11 protein-coding genes are annotated in these 13,596 nt (G+C 62.2%); 4 read left to right on the forward strand and 7 right to left on the reverse strand.

Annotated features, from left to right (window positions below):
- Positions 1-111: 111 nt before the first annotated feature.
- The 3 genes from KL786_RS24615 to KL786_RS24625 form a co-directional block, all read right to left on the reverse strand.
- Positions 112-3,582 carry a hybrid sensor histidine kinase/response regulator gene (locus KL786_RS24615; RefSeq protein WP_215519278.1) on the reverse strand — a complete coding sequence of 1,157 codons (3,471 nt, stop codon included), beginning with the start codon at positions 3,580-3,582 and terminating at the stop codon, positions 112-114.
- Between the two features lie 114 nt (positions 3,583-3,696).
- Positions 3,697-4,083: a YbaN family protein gene (locus KL786_RS24620; protein ID WP_215519279.1), complete on the reverse strand. Its 387-nt coding sequence runs from the start codon at positions 4,081-4,083 to the stop codon at positions 3,697-3,699.
- Positions 4,084-4,103: 20 nt separating this feature from the next.
- Positions 4,104-4,691: a YecA/YgfB family protein gene (locus tag KL786_RS24625; RefSeq protein ID WP_032857069.1), complete on the reverse strand. Its 588-nt coding sequence runs from the start codon at positions 4,689-4,691 to the stop codon at positions 4,104-4,106.
- Between the two features lie 274 nt (positions 4,692-4,965).
- On the opposite strand from KL786_RS24625, the gene recQ reads away from it, so the two are divergent.
- Positions 4,966-7,095 (forward strand): DNA helicase RecQ, encoded by a 2,130-nt coding sequence (recQ, locus tag KL786_RS24630; protein ID WP_032857071.1) that lies wholly within the window; start codon positions 4,966-4,968, stop codon positions 7,093-7,095.
- Between the two features lie 121 nt (positions 7,096-7,216).
- On the forward strand, positions 7,217-7,651 hold the full coding sequence (locus tag KL786_RS24635; protein ID WP_032857073.1) for a MarR family transcriptional regulator: 435 nt from the start codon (positions 7,217-7,219) through the stop codon (positions 7,649-7,651).
- Positions 7,652-7,730: 79 nt separating this feature from the next.
- Here KL786_RS24635 and KL786_RS24640 read toward each other — a convergent pair whose 3' ends face one another.
- Complete coding sequence (locus KL786_RS24640) at positions 7,731-9,920, reverse strand: patatin-like phospholipase family protein (RefSeq protein WP_215519280.1); 2,190 nt, start codon at positions 9,918-9,920, stop codon at positions 7,731-7,733.
- A gap of 84 nt (positions 9,921-10,004) precedes the next feature.
- Here KL786_RS24640 and KL786_RS24645 point away from each other — a divergent pair, with 84 nt between their 5' ends.
- A complete protein-coding gene (locus tag KL786_RS24645; RefSeq protein WP_032857076.1) occupies positions 10,005-10,292 on the forward strand; it encodes an Rdx family protein in 288 nt (95 codons plus the stop codon).
- Between the two features lie 38 nt (positions 10,293-10,330).
- Here KL786_RS24645 and KL786_RS24650 read toward each other — a convergent pair whose 3' ends face one another.
- The 3 genes from KL786_RS24650 to KL786_RS24660 all read right to left on the reverse strand — a co-directional run bounded on the left by KL786_RS24650 (position 10,331) and on the right by KL786_RS24660 (position 12,474).
- Positions 10,331-10,612 (reverse strand): hypothetical protein, encoded by a 282-nt coding sequence (locus KL786_RS24650; RefSeq protein ID WP_215519281.1) that lies wholly within the window; start codon positions 10,610-10,612, stop codon positions 10,331-10,333.
- Between the two features lie 128 nt (positions 10,613-10,740).
- Positions 10,741-11,622, reverse strand: a complete 882-nt coding sequence (locus KL786_RS24655; protein ID WP_215519282.1) for a DMT family transporter — start codon at positions 11,620-11,622, stop codon at positions 10,741-10,743.
- A gap of 93 nt (positions 11,623-11,715) precedes the next feature.
- Positions 11,716-12,474, reverse strand: coding sequence for a helix-turn-helix transcriptional regulator (locus KL786_RS24660; protein ID WP_215519283.1), 759 nt, complete (start codon positions 12,472-12,474; stop codon positions 11,716-11,718).
- A gap of 134 nt (positions 12,475-12,608) precedes the next feature.
- Here KL786_RS24660 and KL786_RS24665 point away from each other — a divergent pair, with 134 nt between their 5' ends.
- The gene (locus KL786_RS24665; protein WP_215519284.1) at positions 12,609-13,418 is read left to right on the forward strand and encodes a UDP-2,3-diacylglucosamine diphosphatase; all 810 of its coding nucleotides are present in this window, start codon (positions 12,609-12,611) and stop codon (positions 13,416-13,418) included.
- Positions 13,419-13,596 lie beyond the last annotated feature (178 nt).

A 13,596-nucleotide genomic window follows, 5' to 3' on the forward strand; every position in this document is an offset into this window, starting at 1 on the left:
CCCAATGTGGGAGAGGGCTTCTGTGGGAGTCGGGCTTGCCCGCGATGGCAGCACCTCGGTGTAACTGATGTATCGAGGTGCTGCCATCGCAGGCAAGCCAGCTCCCACACGCTACAAAGGCAGATGCCGGTTCAGCAGCGCCCGCAACGCCGCCGGCTTTACCGGCTTGGCCAGGTAGTCCAGCCCCGCTGCGTGCACCTCGGCCACCATCTCCGGCCGGCCATCGGCGCTGATCACCACCCCCGGAATCGGCTCCGCCAGTTGCGCACGCAGCCAGCCCATCAACTCGGTCCCCGTCTCGCCATGGTCCAGGTGGTAATCCACCAGGGCCAGTTGCGGGCGCATACCTTCGGCCAGCAACGCCGCGCATTGCGCCTGGTCGCGTGCGGTCCAGACCTGGCAACCCCAGCGACTCAACAGGCTGCGCATGCCAATCAGGATGCTGTCTTCGTTGTCCACGCACAGCACCTGGGCGCCACTCAGTGGCAGGCCCTTGTCCGGTGCGGCTTGTACCTGCAAGTGGGCCTGCGCCTTGGCCAGCGGTACGCTGACGCTGAACACGCTGCCTTTGCCGGGCCACGAGCGCACGCGCAAGCGGTGGCCGAGTACGCGGCACAGCCCGTCAGCGATGGCCAGGCCAAGCCCCAGGCCCTTCTCGGCACGGGTCTGGTGGCTGTCCAGGCGCTTGAACTCTTCGAAGATCACTTTCTGTTTATCCAGCGGAATACCCGGGCCACGGTCCCACACCTCCAGGCGCAGTTCGCCGCGACGCCGACGTACACCCAGCAACACCGGGCCGTGGGCATAACGGAAGGCATTGGTCAGGAAATTCTGCAGAATCCGCCGCAGCAGCTTGATATCACTGTCGACGCGCAAGCGGCTGCCACGCAGGCGGAAGCGCAAGCCTTGCTCCTGGGCCAGCACCTTGAACTCCGCACCCAGGGTGTCGAACAACTCACTCAAGGCAAACGGCTGGCGCTGGGGATTGATCTTGCCGTTTTCCAGGCGCGAGATATCCAGCAAGTCGCTGATCAGGTCTTCGGCCGAGCGCAGCGAACTGTCCAGGTGCTGCACCAATTGCCGGGCCTCGCCGGACAAGCCTTCGCTCTGGTGGGAGAGGGCAGCGGAGAACAGGCGTGCCGCGTTAAGGGGCTGCATCAGGTCATGGCTGACGGCGGCGAGGAAGCGGGTTTTCGACTGGTTGGCCGACTCGGCCACGCCTTTGGCATCGGTCAGGGCAACATTGAGTTGCGACAGTTCATGGGTGCGTTCGGTGACTCGCTGTTCCAGGCCTTCATTGGCCTCGGTCAGGGCCTGTTCGGCCTCGCGGAAGGCGGTGATGTCGGTGAAACTCATGACAAACCCACCACCGGGCATCGGGTTGCCGATCAGTTCGATCACCCGGCCGTTGGGAAATAGCCGTTCTGAGGTATGCGCGCGGCCCTGGCGCATCCAGTGCAGGCGCCGCGCCACGTGGACTTCGGCTTCGCCCGGGCCGCACAGACCGCGCTCGGCGTTGTAGCGGATAATGTCGGCAATTGGCCGACCGACGCTGATCAGGCCGTCGGGGTAGTTGAACAGCTCCAGGTAGCGGCGGTTCCAGGCCACCAGCTTGAGGGACTGATCCACCACGCTGATGCCTTGGGTGATGTTCTCGATTGCGCCTTGCAGCAGTGCTCGGTTGAACTGCAGCACTTCGGAGGCTTCGTCAGCGATACGGACTACGTCCTCCAGCTGCATTTCGCGGCCTTCAATCGCCGCTTTCACCACCGCCCGCGTGGATGAGGCACCCAGTACGCCCGCCAGCAGCCGCTCGGTGTGGGCAATCCAGTCGTTGTCGGCATTCTGGTTGGGGTTAAAACCCTTGCCTTGGCGGTAGGCAAAACGGATGAAGCTTTGCTGTGCCCGTTCTTCGCCGACAAAGCGCGCTGCCAGGCTCAACAGGTCATTGATCTGCACCGACAGCATGGACCGCGCACTGGCGCGCTGGCTGGTTTCCTGGCCGATAAACCGCCCGGCCTGCCAATGCTCCGAGACCCGTGTGCGCGACAGCACCGAGACCCAGGCAAACAGGGTGAAGTTACCGGCCAGGGACAGCACCACGCCCTGGGTCAGCGGTGTGATCGGTAGCCCCAGCGGGTTGCCATGCAGCCAGGCCAGCCCCGGGAATATATCCAGTGACCAGCCCAGGCTATGGGCGGCAATCGGCAACACCAGGGTGTAGAACCACAGGAAGGTGCCCGCCGCCAGGCCGGCAAACACGCCGCGACGGTTGGCCTGCTTCCAGTACAGCGCGCCGAGCATCGCCGGTGCCAGTTGGGTTACGGCGGCAAAGGCGATCTGGCCGATGGTCGCCAGGCTGGCGGTGGAGCCGAGCAGGCGATAGCTGACATAGGCCAGCAGCAGAATAATCACGATGCTGACCCGGCGCACCGAGAGCATCCAGTGGCGGAAGACTTCGAACGGGCGCTCGGCGTTGGTGCGGCGCAGCAGCCACGGCAGCAGCATATCGTTGGACACCATGGTCGACAGCGCCACACTGGCGACGATGACCATGCCGGTCGCTGCCGAAGCACCGCCGATAAATGCCAGCAGTGCCAGCGCCGGATGGGCTTCGGCCAGGGGCAGGCTGATCACGTAGGAGTCTGGCAGCACTGAGCTTGGCAGTAGCATCTTGCCGCCCAGGGCAATCGGCACCACAAACAGTGCGGCCAGTACCAGATACGCCGGGAACACCCACTTGGCCAGGCGCAGGTCCTGGGGCTCGATGTTCTCCACCACGGTGACGTGGAACTGCCGGGGCAGGCAGATAATCGCCATCATCGCCACGCCGGTCTGTACCACCATCGACGGCCAGTTGACGGTCTCTTTCCAGTATTCCTCCAGCCTCGGCGCGAGCATCGCCTGGCTGAACAGGTCGTTGAAACCGTCGTACAGGCCGTAGGTGACAAACGCGCCGACGGCGAGAAATGCGAACAGCTTGACCAGGGATTCAAATGCAATCGCCAGCACCATGCCACGGTGGTGCTCGGTGGCGTCGAGGTTGCGGGTGCCGAAGACAATGGTGAACAGCGCGAGCACCAGGGACACAATCAGGGCGGTATCCTGGGCCCGTGTGCCGGTGGCATCGGCGCCGGCACCAATCAGCAGGTTGACCCCCAGCACGATGCCTTTGAGTTGCAGGGCAATATAAGGCAGCACGCCGACCAGGCAGATCAGCGCCACCACCACCGCCAGGGACTGGGATTTGCCATAGCGCGCAGCGATAAAGTCAGCGATGGAGGTAATGTTTTCCTGCTTGCTGATCAGAATCATCTTTTGCAGGACCCAGGGCGCCAGCACTAGCAGCAGTACGGGGCCCAGGTAGATCGGTAAAAATGCCCACAATTGTTCTGCGGCCTGGCCCACAGCGCCAAAGAAGGTCCAACTGGTGCAGTACACCGCCAGCGAGAGGCTATACACCCACGCACGCACCCGTGGCGGCAGCGGCGCGTGGCGGCGGTCACCGTAGAAGGCGATGGCAAACATAATGGCCATATAGGCCAGGGCAACGGCGGCGATCAGCCCGCTGGACAGCGTCATGAGTACTCCGGACATAAGAACACCCAGGCTTCCAGGCCCGGGACGACAGTCTCGCATGATGCTCGGGGTTAGTCAGTGTCGACGAAGGTCGTGTAGGAGCTGGTAAGCCGGCTCCTACAGTCGTGGCGGCAGGGTTTTCTGGCGCAGGATGTAGATTGTCACCAGCACCGCACTAGTCAGCATGAATCCACGTGCCCAGGGCAATGGCACCAGGTAACAGGACAGGCCGATGCTCAACCACATCAGGCCGATGGCGTACACCTTGCCCTTGAGCGGGATGCCGTTGCCATCCAGATAATCCCGAATCCAGGGGCCCAGGCGCGGATGGTTGACCAGCCAGTTGTAGAAACGCGGTGAGCTGCGGGCAAAGCAGCCGGCAGCCAATAACAGGAAGGGGGTGGTCGGCAAGACCGGCAGGAAGATCCCGATCACCCCGAGTGTGACGCTCAACCAGCCAATGGCCAGCAGTGCGTAGCGCACAATCGGGGAACGGTTGCCCATGGGCGCCACGGGCGGGGGACTCAGTGGTGGCGAGGCTTGAGGATCGCCGGTTTTTCGTCGGGGGCGTTGCACAGCAGGTACAGGGCGGTCAGTGCTTCCGGGATCTGTACGATCATGTCGTCCATCAGGTTGGCATCGCTGGCGATATCGGCGAACTCAGGTTGGTCGTCGAACAGGCCGGAACCGACCATGATCGGCAGCAGCATTTCGCTGACTTCTTCTTCGGCGGTTTCGAACCAGGCCGCTTCGCGCAGGAATACGCCTTCCATGAAACCGATGCACCAGCCGCGCAGGTCGGAGTCATCCGGCTCCTCGCCGAGGTCGAGGTCGCATGGCAGCTCGAATTCTTCATCGGACGCCAGTTGGCGGGAGATGTGGGCCTTGAGCTGGACCAGGGTTTCTTCGATTTCGGTGCGCTGGGCCTCGTCCTTGTAGTGAGGCTCTTCGGCGAACAGTGCGTCGATCCATTCGCGATCAGGTACCGGCTCCGAGCAGATCGACAGCGCGGTCAGGTAGCCGTGGGCGGCCACGTAGTCCAGCGCCTCGTCATGCAGCTCATCGGCATCGAGGAAGGCTTGCAGGCGGTTTAGTTGCTCAGCGAAGGACATTGAAAGACTACCTTGGGAATAAACGATGCTGAATTCTAGGCTTTCTTGAGCGTGCAGGCCAGCCGCACTGCATATTTGCAAGGTTTTCAGATGGGCCGCTATTCGTCAGTGGCGCCCTTTGCCGCAGAGTGCTCGGGTATACTGCCGCGTTTTGTGATGCCCCTGCAGGCCAGAGGTGGTTGCGGGAAAAGTTCGCTTACGGATTATTTTCCGGTCGGGCGCGCTTTTTCAGCCAGCCTGTACAGAGGGATTTCGGTGGAATTTGGAGTTTTTCATGCTTGAACAGGCTCAACGCGTCCTCAAGGACATCTTCGGCTACGACAGCTTTCGTGGCCGCCAGGGTGCGATCATTGAGCGCGTGGCCAGCGGTGGTGATGCGCTGGTCCTGATGCCTACCGGTGGCGGCAAGTCGTTGTGCTTCCAGGTGCCTGCATTGTTGCGCGAAGGGCTGGCGGTGGTGGTCTCGCCGTTGATCGCGCTGATGGACGATCAAGTGGCTACCCTGGAAGAACTGGGTGTCGCCGCCGCTGCATTGAACTCGACCCTGAGCGCCGAACAGCAACGCGACCTGGCAGCGCGGATCCGCCGGGGCGAAGTGAAGATGCTCTACCTGGCGCCCGAGCGCCTGGTGCAGCCGCGGATGCTGGCGTTTTTGCAGAGCCTGGAAATCTCCCTGTTCGCCATCGACGAGGCCCACTGCGTGTCCCAATGGGGCCACGATTTCCGGCGTGAATACCTGCAACTGGGGCAACTGGCCGAGCTGTTCCCCAATGTGCCGCGCATCGCCCTGACCGCCACGGCCGACAAGCGCACCCGCGAAGAAATCGTCGAGCGCCTGCACCTGCAGAATGCCGAGCGTTTTCTCTCCAGCTTCGACCGTCCCAATATCTTTTATCGCATCGTACCCAAGGAGCAGCCGCGCAAGCAGTTGCTGGCGTTCCTTTCGGAGCGGCGCAGCGATGCCGGCATTGTCTACTGCCTGTCGCGCAAGAAGGTCGATGAAGTGGCCGCGTTCCTCTGTGAGCAGGGCTACCCCGCATTGCCGTATCACGCCGGCCTGCCCAACGAGTTGCGGGCCTATCATCAGAAGCGCTTCCTCAACGAGGAGGGCCTGATTATGGTGGCGACCATTGCGTTTGGCATGGGCATCGACAAGTCCAACGTACGCTTTGTCGCTCACATGGACCTGCCCAAGTCCCTTGAGGCGTACTACCAGGAAACCGGGCGTGCCGGCCGTGATGGCCTGCCGGCGGACGCGTGGATGGTCTACGGCCTGCAGGATGTGGTGATGCTCAAGCAGATGCTGCAGAACTCCGAAGGCGATGAGCGCCACAAGCGCCTGGAGCAGCACAAGCTTGATGCCATGCTGTCGCTGTGTGAAGAAACCCGCTGCCGTCGCCAGACCCTGCTCGCGTATTTCGACGAAGACATGCCCCAGCCGTGCGGGCATTGCGATAACTGCGTGGACGGCGTGCAGACCTGGGATGCCACCGAGCCGGCGCGCCAGGGCCTGTCGGCGATCTTTCGTACCGGCCAGCGTTATGGCGTTGGTCATCTGGTCGATGTGCTGCTGGGCAAGGACAACGAAAAAATCCGCAGCTTTGGCCACCAGCACCTGTCGGTGTATGGCGTGGGCAAGGCGCGTGCCGAAGGCGAATGGCGCTCGCTGTTCCGCCAGATGGTGGCCCGTGGCCTGGTGGATATCGACCTCGAAGGCTATGGCGGCTTGCGCCTGAACGACAGTTGCCGGCCACTGCTCAAGGGCGAGGTCAGCCTGGAACTGCGCCGCGACCTCAAGCCGCAGACCACTGCCAAGTCCAACAGCACCAGCCAGGCCAGCCAACTGGTGCGTGGCGAAGAACGCGAACAGTGGGAAGCCCTACGTGCATTGCGCCGCAAGCTGGCGCAAGAGCACAGCGTGCCGCCTTACGTCATCTTCCCCGACTCCACCTTGCTGGAGATGTTGCGCGAGCAGCCCACCACCATGGCCGAAATGGCCAGGGTCAGTGGTGTTGGCGCGCGCAAGCTGGAGCGTTATGGCCAGGCCTTCCTGGAAGTCCTTGGCGGCCAGGCCGAGGCGCCGAAGGAAGTCGCCGATATCCGCCACGAGCTGATCAGCCTGGCCCGTGCCGGTATGACACCGATCCAGATTGCGGGGCAGTTGCAGTGCTCGGAAAAGAACGTCTACACCTTGCTGGCCGAGTCCATCGGCAAGCAGCAACTGTCACTGGAGCAGGCCCTCGACCTGCCGGAAGACTTGCTCGGTGAAATCCAGGACGCGTTTCTCGACGGCGAAGGCGAATTACCACCTGTTTCCGATATAGCGCCGCTGTTTACCGGCCGGGTGCCCGAGGGCGTTTTGTACTGCGTACGGGCCGCTTTGCAGTCGGAATTCGAGATTTGATGCGTCAATTACGACAATGTAACGAATCAGTACATTGCAAACCTTGCCTACTGTCATGGGTCATGCTTAGCTGACTAATAATTAGCCACACTTTATTTTCAGTCTAACCCATGAGTTTTTTATGCCGTTAACCGATCAACACCGTTTTGGCATGCAGTTGGCGCAAATGTCCCGTGGCTGGCGCGCCGAACTGGATCGCCGCCTGGCGGGGCTGGGTTTGTCCCAGGCACGCTGGCTGGTACTGCTGCATCTTGCCCGCTTTGAAGAAGCACCGACCCAGCGCGAATTGGCACAGAGTGTCGGGGTGGAAGGGCCCACATTGGCGCGTTTGCTCGATAGCCTGGAAGGCCAGGGCCTGGTGCAACGCCAGGCTGTGGTGGAAGACCGGCGTGCCAAGCGCATTGTGCTGTGTGATACCGCACGGCCATTGATCGAGCAGATCGAGACGATTGCCACCGCCTTGCGCCAGGAACTGTTCGTCGGTGTTGATGAAGAGGATATGCGGGTGTGCATGCGGGTGCACGGGCACATCCTGGCTAATCTGGAAAAGACCTGAGCCGACTACGCCGCTGATCAAAATGTGGGAGCAAGCCCGCTCCCACACAAGCTCGCTCCACATTGGTTAAGTGTTGTTTTTAGAAGGTCTGGCCGAGGTTCAGGTACACCGCCTTCTGATTGTCATCATTAAACCCATAGCTGAAATTCAACGGCCCCAGCGGCGTATCAAACCCGAGGAAGATGCTCGCGGCATTGATGTAGCCACTGTCGAATTCATTGTCGTTGTTCCACGCCCGCCCGCGTTCCAGGGAGGCGCCCAGGTACAGTGGGAAGTCCAGCGGCAAGTACGAGCGTGGGGTCAGGCGCCGGTAGTAGACGGCGCGCATCAGGCTGATGTTCTGCCCGGAAATCGCATCCTGGCGGAACCCTGACAGCTGTCGTGCGCCACCCAGCAGGAAGCTGGAGATCACCACGTCAGAATTATCCAGGGTGCGTCCGTAGCGACCGCCCAGTACCAGGGTGTCCGGGCCGTGGCTCATGGCCTTGTCCAGCTTGAACTCCCATTGCCGGTAGCGTTGGTCAGAGCCCAGGCCCGGTTCGAACTCACGGTAGGCCAGGCCAATATCCTCACCTGTGTGGGGGAAGTACACGTTGTCCAGGGAGTCGAACGAGTACTTCAATTCATAGAAGCCCTCGCTGAAGCTCACGCTTGGCAAGTCGCGGTCGCCGATGCGTACATCGGCCTTGCCCCAGGCTTCGCCGACGCCGAAGCGGATTTCGCCGTTGTTACCAATCTGTCGGCCGACGTTCAGGCCAAAACCATAGCGTTCCAGACGGTATTCGGAGATCGGGTCGTTATCCAGGATCAGTTCGACGTTTTGCGCCTGGGCGCTGATATAGGGCGCGACGAAGTAGCGTGAGCCGGTATCCATCGGCTGATAGAACTCGCTGTACAGCTCCTGGCGATCACCAATCTGCACCCGCGTCAGCCATTCGGCACCGAGGCGGTTGATGCCATTGACGCGGTAGCTGGCGCCAAGGTTGAAGGCACTGTCACCGCGCATATCATCGGACAGGTTGAGCCCCAGGCGCAGGTAGTCGGTGCCGCTGCGTTTGCCGCGCGCGCTGATGACCAGGGTGTTGTCCGGACCTTTCTTCACCACCCGGTATTGCACCTGCTCGAAGTAATCCAGGCCGTACAGGGTGCCCATGTCCGATTGCAGGCGGGCCAGGTTCAGCGGTTCGCCGATTGGCTGGCGGATGTAGTAGCGGATCACGTCGTCGCCGACTTTCGAGTCGTTCTCCACCTTGATCGCGGTCACTATCGGGTTGCGCTGGCCGGGCGTGCGGGCGGCGGTCAGTTCGGCATCCACCGAGCCTGTGGGGCGCAGGCGTGCCAGGCGGGTATCCAGCGCGCGGGTGGCGCGGTAGCCGGCGTCGATCATGTCCTCGGCGCGGCCAAAGTCGGTCACGCCATAAGCGGCCAATGGCGGCTGGATCAGCACGTCGCCGGGCTGCAGGGCCTTGAGTTGTTCTTCGGAGTTCTTGCGGGTCATCAGGGTGATGGATTGGTTGAGTACGTCCACCACCGTCGCCAGTTGCTTGCGGCTGCGCAGCGGCGTGCCGATATCCACCACGATGGCGATATCGACCCCCATCTCCCGCGCCACATCCAGGGGGATGTTGTCGGTCATGCCGCCGTCCACCAGCAGGCGGCCGTCCAGCTCCACCGGGGCGAACACCGCCGGGATCGACATGCTGGCGCGAATCACCTGGGGCAGGTGGCCTTTGCGAAACACCACTTTTTCGCCACTGGTGATATCGGTGGCCACGGCGCGAAACGGGATTGGCAGTTTGTCGAAGTCGCGGGTGTCGCTGCTGTGGGCGAACATGCTTTCGAGCAACAGCGCCAGGTTCTGGCCCTGGATCACGCCCAGGGGCAGGCCCAGGCTGCCATCGTCGCGAAAGCTCAGCTTCTGCTTGATCAGGAAGTCCCGGTCATCCTGCTTGCGCCGGAACGGTACGTCTTCCCTGGGCGGGGCATCGGACAATGCCAACTGCCAGTCGATGCTCAGTGCGAGCTTTTCCAGTTCGTCGATCTTGTAGCCTGACGCATAGAGCCCGCCAATCACCGCGCCCATGCTGGTGCCGGCAATGGCGTCGATGTGGATACCTTGCTCTTCCAGGGCCTTGAGCACACCAATGTGCGCCAGGCCACGGGCGGCGCCGCCGGAGAGCACCAGGCCGATCTTCGGGCGTGGTGCTTCAACGGCTTGGGCAAGGAGAGGGAGCAGGCACAGCAGCAGGCAGGACAACAGGCGGCGCATCATCAATCTCGGGGCTGGACGGCAAAGGTCGGTATTATAGCCATCCGATTCCCCTGTCTCGTCATCTCAGGAGTTCTTCATTTTATGTCTGCGTCCAAGCCCGAGATTGTTATCACCTATTGCACCCAGTGCCAGTGGCTGCTGCGCGCCGCGTGGCTGGCCCAGGAACTGCTGAGCACGTTTGCCGACGACCTCGGCAAAGTGGCGCTGGAACCGGCGACCGGCGGGGCATTTCGGATTACTTGTGACGGCGTGCAGATCTGGGAGCGCAAGGCCGATGGCGGGTTCCCGGAGGCCAAGGTGCTCAAGCAGCGGGTGCGCGACCAGATTGATCCGCAGCGCGACCTGGGGCACAACGATCGCGTGCAGTAAAAGGCACTGCCGGCGCTGGGCCGGCAGTGACAGGCGGTTTATTTGGCCGCCATCTTGTTTTTGATCCAGCTGACGACAAACGTCAGCACCAGGCCGCCCACGCCCCCGCCGACGATATTGCTGCCGACGGCGGCAATATCCAGCGCCCCACCGGCGGGCATGCCCGTGATGGCTGCGAGGATCTGCCCCAGCACCAGGCCGCCGACGCCGCCGACCACGGTATTGAGCCCGGAGCCCAGGCCTTGCTTGCTCAGGCCAGCGATATTGCCGCCGACTGCGCCACTGATGATCTGAATGATCAGGGTGATGAACATGTCCATGGTGAAACTCCTGCGTAACGTTAGGGGAGTGACCACTCGCATGCAGCAACTTCAAGGACCACGGCTGTCGTCGAGGAGTCTGTATCCGTTGAACGACTGCTGACTGTTGCGGATACAAAAAGTATAGATCAGGCCACGACTGCCGGCTGTTTGGCCTTGGCGGGGCGGCTCATCAGGCCGGAGACGACGATGGCGGCAATGATCAGCGTGCCGCCGAGCAGCATGCGCAAGGTCGGGTTTTCGCCAAACAGCAACCAGGCCACGGTGATGCCGTACACCGGCTCCATGGCGAACACCACTGCCGCGGTGCGTGCCTTGAGCACTTTGAGGCTGGCGACAAACAGGCTGTGGGCCAGGCCGGTACAGAACACCCCCAGCAGACCGATCCACAGCCAGTCCAGGGCGCGCACTTCGCTGAGACCGGGTGCGGCAACGGGCAATAGGCACAGCGCCACCACCACGTTCTGGCACAGCGCCGCCTGTACCGGCGGGATGCTGCCGCTGGCCCGGTTGTTCAACGACAGCAGCGAGAACAACAGGCCGGAGGCCACGGCCCAGATCAGGCCGCTGGTGGCCTGACTGGCGAGGTCGAAGTCCGGGGTGACCAGCACCAGGCCGATGCTGACCAGCACCACCAGCACCATTTCATTGGCGCGGATCCGCTCGCGGAAGATCAACCCTTCGAGAATCACGGTGAACGCCGGGAACGTGGCAAAACCCAACGTTGCAATCGCCACCCCGGCCACTTTCACCGCAATAAAGAAGCTCACCCAATGCCCGGCCAGCAGCAAGCCGCTGAGCAGCAGGCGCCGCAGGTCGGTGCTGTAGAGTTTTTGCCACGGCGTGCTGCTGGCAAAGCGCGCGAACAGCGCCAGGGCGAGCACTGCGAAAGCGGCGCGACCGAACACGATAATGCTCGGCGAGGCGGCGGCGAGCTTGCCGAAGACGCCGGTGAGGCCAAACATCAATGCACCAATATGCAGGGCGCCGAGGGCAGTGCGCGGAGTCATGACAGTCCTTAAAACAGTAAACAGGCAGGCATCCAGTCTAGAGCGGCGTGCGCTGGGGTGTCTGTCGTGGGAATCGCCGGTTTTATCGCAGGACTAGCGCCCGTTGTCGAGCCGGCGCAGGGCTCCGGGAGAGTGGCCGAACGCACGCAAGACAGCGGCAGCAAATGCGCTTTGCGAGCCATAGCCGACCTGCGCAGCGATCTCGCCAATTGGCAGGAGGGTGTCGCGCAGCAGCCCACGGGCCATTTGCAGGCGACGGGTGCGAATATAGTCCATGGGTGTCAGCCCGCATTCGGCGATAAAACGTGCATGGAGGCGGGCGACGGAGATATCTGCCAGGCGCGCCAGATCCGCGACTTGCAGCGGGTAGGCTGCATGCCGGTCGATATGGGCGTTGAATGCGCCATAAGGCAAGCGTCGTGCCCCAGGCTGGGCGGGCGATTGGCCATTGAGGGTTGCCAGCAGCAAGACCGCGCCTTGCTGGGCGATCAATGGGTCGTCCAGTGTGCTGCCCGCCAGCCAGTTGACCAATTGGCCTTGCCGGGCATCCAGTGTCACCCGTTGCGGTTGATCCAGCAGGCGCCGGCTGGCATCCGCGTGTTCGCCCAAAGATTGCACCAGCCAGTGTTCGTCGGGCACATCCAACACCAGGCATTGGCTGCCCCGGGGGCTGCCACAGCTGTGATGGGTGGAGAAGGGCAGGACCATCACCCCCTGCGGGCGGATTTCGCCGCCGATGCCTTCCACCTCGAAATCCAGGCAGCCGGCCAGGCCGAACACCAGTTGCGCATGGTCGTGGCTATGGGCAATCAGATCATGGGTGTAATGGCGCAGCGTGAGGGTCGGTCTCATCGCAATCTCCCGGGCAGGCCGGCAGTTTACACCGAGCGATGAGTGGCGGGCGCTGTCATCTGACTGACGCAAGACTGTCATGGGCTATTAATTGCCCGGGAGCAAGCTGGCGAAAACACCCTTGAGGTATGCCCATGACCAGCGCCGAGCTCGCCAAACCCAGCCGCAAGCAACGGGTTCGTACCCTGTGGATCTCCGACGTGCACCTGGGCACCCGGGATTGCCAGGCCGAACACCTGTCGCAGTTCCTCAAGGGCTACCACGCCGACAAGGTGTACCTGGTGGGCGATATCATCGACGGCTGGAAAATGCGCGGCGGCATGTATTGGCCCCAGGCCCATACCAATGTGATCCGCCGCCTGCTGACCATGAGCAAGCGCGGCACCGAGGTGATCTACGTCACCGGTAACCACGACGAGTTCCTGCGCCGCTATTCAAAGCTGATCCTGGGCAATATCCAACTGGTCGACGAAGCGGTGCATGTGACCGCCGATGGCCGGCATTTGCTGGTGATCCACGGCGACCAGTTCGACGTGATCACCCGTTACCACCGCTGGCTGGCGTTTCTTGGCGACTCTGCCTACGAACTCACCCTGACCCTCAACCGCTGGCTGAACCATTGGCGGGCGCGCTACGGCTACGGTTACTGGTCGCTGTCGGCGTACCTCAAGCACAAAGTGAAAACTGCGGTGAGCTTCATCAGTGACTTCGAGGAAGCCATCGCCCATGAAGTGACCAAGCGCGAGTTGCACGGCGTGGTGTGCGGGCATATCCACCACGCGGAGATTCGCAAGGTGGGCGAGGTGGACTACCTCAATTGTGGGGATTGGGTGGAGTCGTGCACGGCATTGATCGAGCACTGGGATGGGCATATCGAGCTGTATCGACTGGCCGATGCCCAGGCCAAGGAGGCGCAGGTCAAGGCCGAGATGGTTGCGGGCTGAGGCAGATATTCCTGGGTCAACGCGGACAAATGTGGGAGCGGGCTTGCCCGCGAAGGCGGTGTGTCAGTCACTATATGTATCGACTGACACGCCCTCATCGCGGGCAAGCCCGCTCCCACATTTTGGACTGCCCCCGAAAAGTTGGACAGTTTCAGCTAGCAGCCTCAGCAGCATGAGT

The organism is Pseudomonas sp. TAE6080, from assembly GCF_018732265.1.
Lineage (GTDB): Bacteria > Pseudomonadota > Gammaproteobacteria > Pseudomonadales > Pseudomonadaceae > Aquipseudomonas > Aquipseudomonas brenneri.

Coding starts and splice junctions, on each gene's coding strand:
- KL786_RS24615 (WP_215519278.1), bottom strand. CDS start 3,582: ATGACGCTGTCCAGCGGGCTGATCGCCGCCGTTGCCCTGGCCTATATG.
- KL786_RS24620 (WP_215519279.1), bottom strand. CDS start 4,083: ATGGGCAACCGTTCCCCGATTGTGCGCTACGCACTGCTGGCCATTGGC.
- KL786_RS24625 (WP_032857069.1), bottom strand. CDS start 4,691: ATGTCCTTCGCTGAGCAACTAAACCGCCTGCAAGCCTTCCTCGATGCC.
- recQ (WP_032857071.1), top strand. CDS start 4,966: ATGCTTGAACAGGCTCAACGCGTCCTCAAGGACATCTTCGGCTACGAC.
- KL786_RS24635 (WP_032857073.1), top strand. CDS start 7,217: ATGCCGTTAACCGATCAACACCGTTTTGGCATGCAGTTGGCGCAAATG.
- KL786_RS24640 (WP_215519280.1), bottom strand. CDS start 9,920: ATGCGCCGCCTGTTGTCCTGCCTGCTGCTGTGCCTGCTCCCTCTCCTT.
- KL786_RS24645 (WP_032857076.1), top strand. CDS start 10,005: ATGTCTGCGTCCAAGCCCGAGATTGTTATCACCTATTGCACCCAGTGC.
- KL786_RS24650 (WP_215519281.1), bottom strand. CDS start 10,612: ATGGACATGTTCATCACCCTGATCATTCAGATCATCAGTGGCGCAGTC.
- KL786_RS24655 (WP_215519282.1), bottom strand. CDS start 11,622: ATGACTCCGCGCACTGCCCTCGGCGCCCTGCATATTGGTGCATTGATG.
- KL786_RS24660 (WP_215519283.1), bottom strand. CDS start 12,474: ATGAGACCGACCCTCACGCTGCGCCATTACACCCATGATCTGATTGCC.
- KL786_RS24665 (WP_215519284.1), top strand. CDS start 12,609: ATGACCAGCGCCGAGCTCGCCAAACCCAGCCGCAAGCAACGGGTTCGT.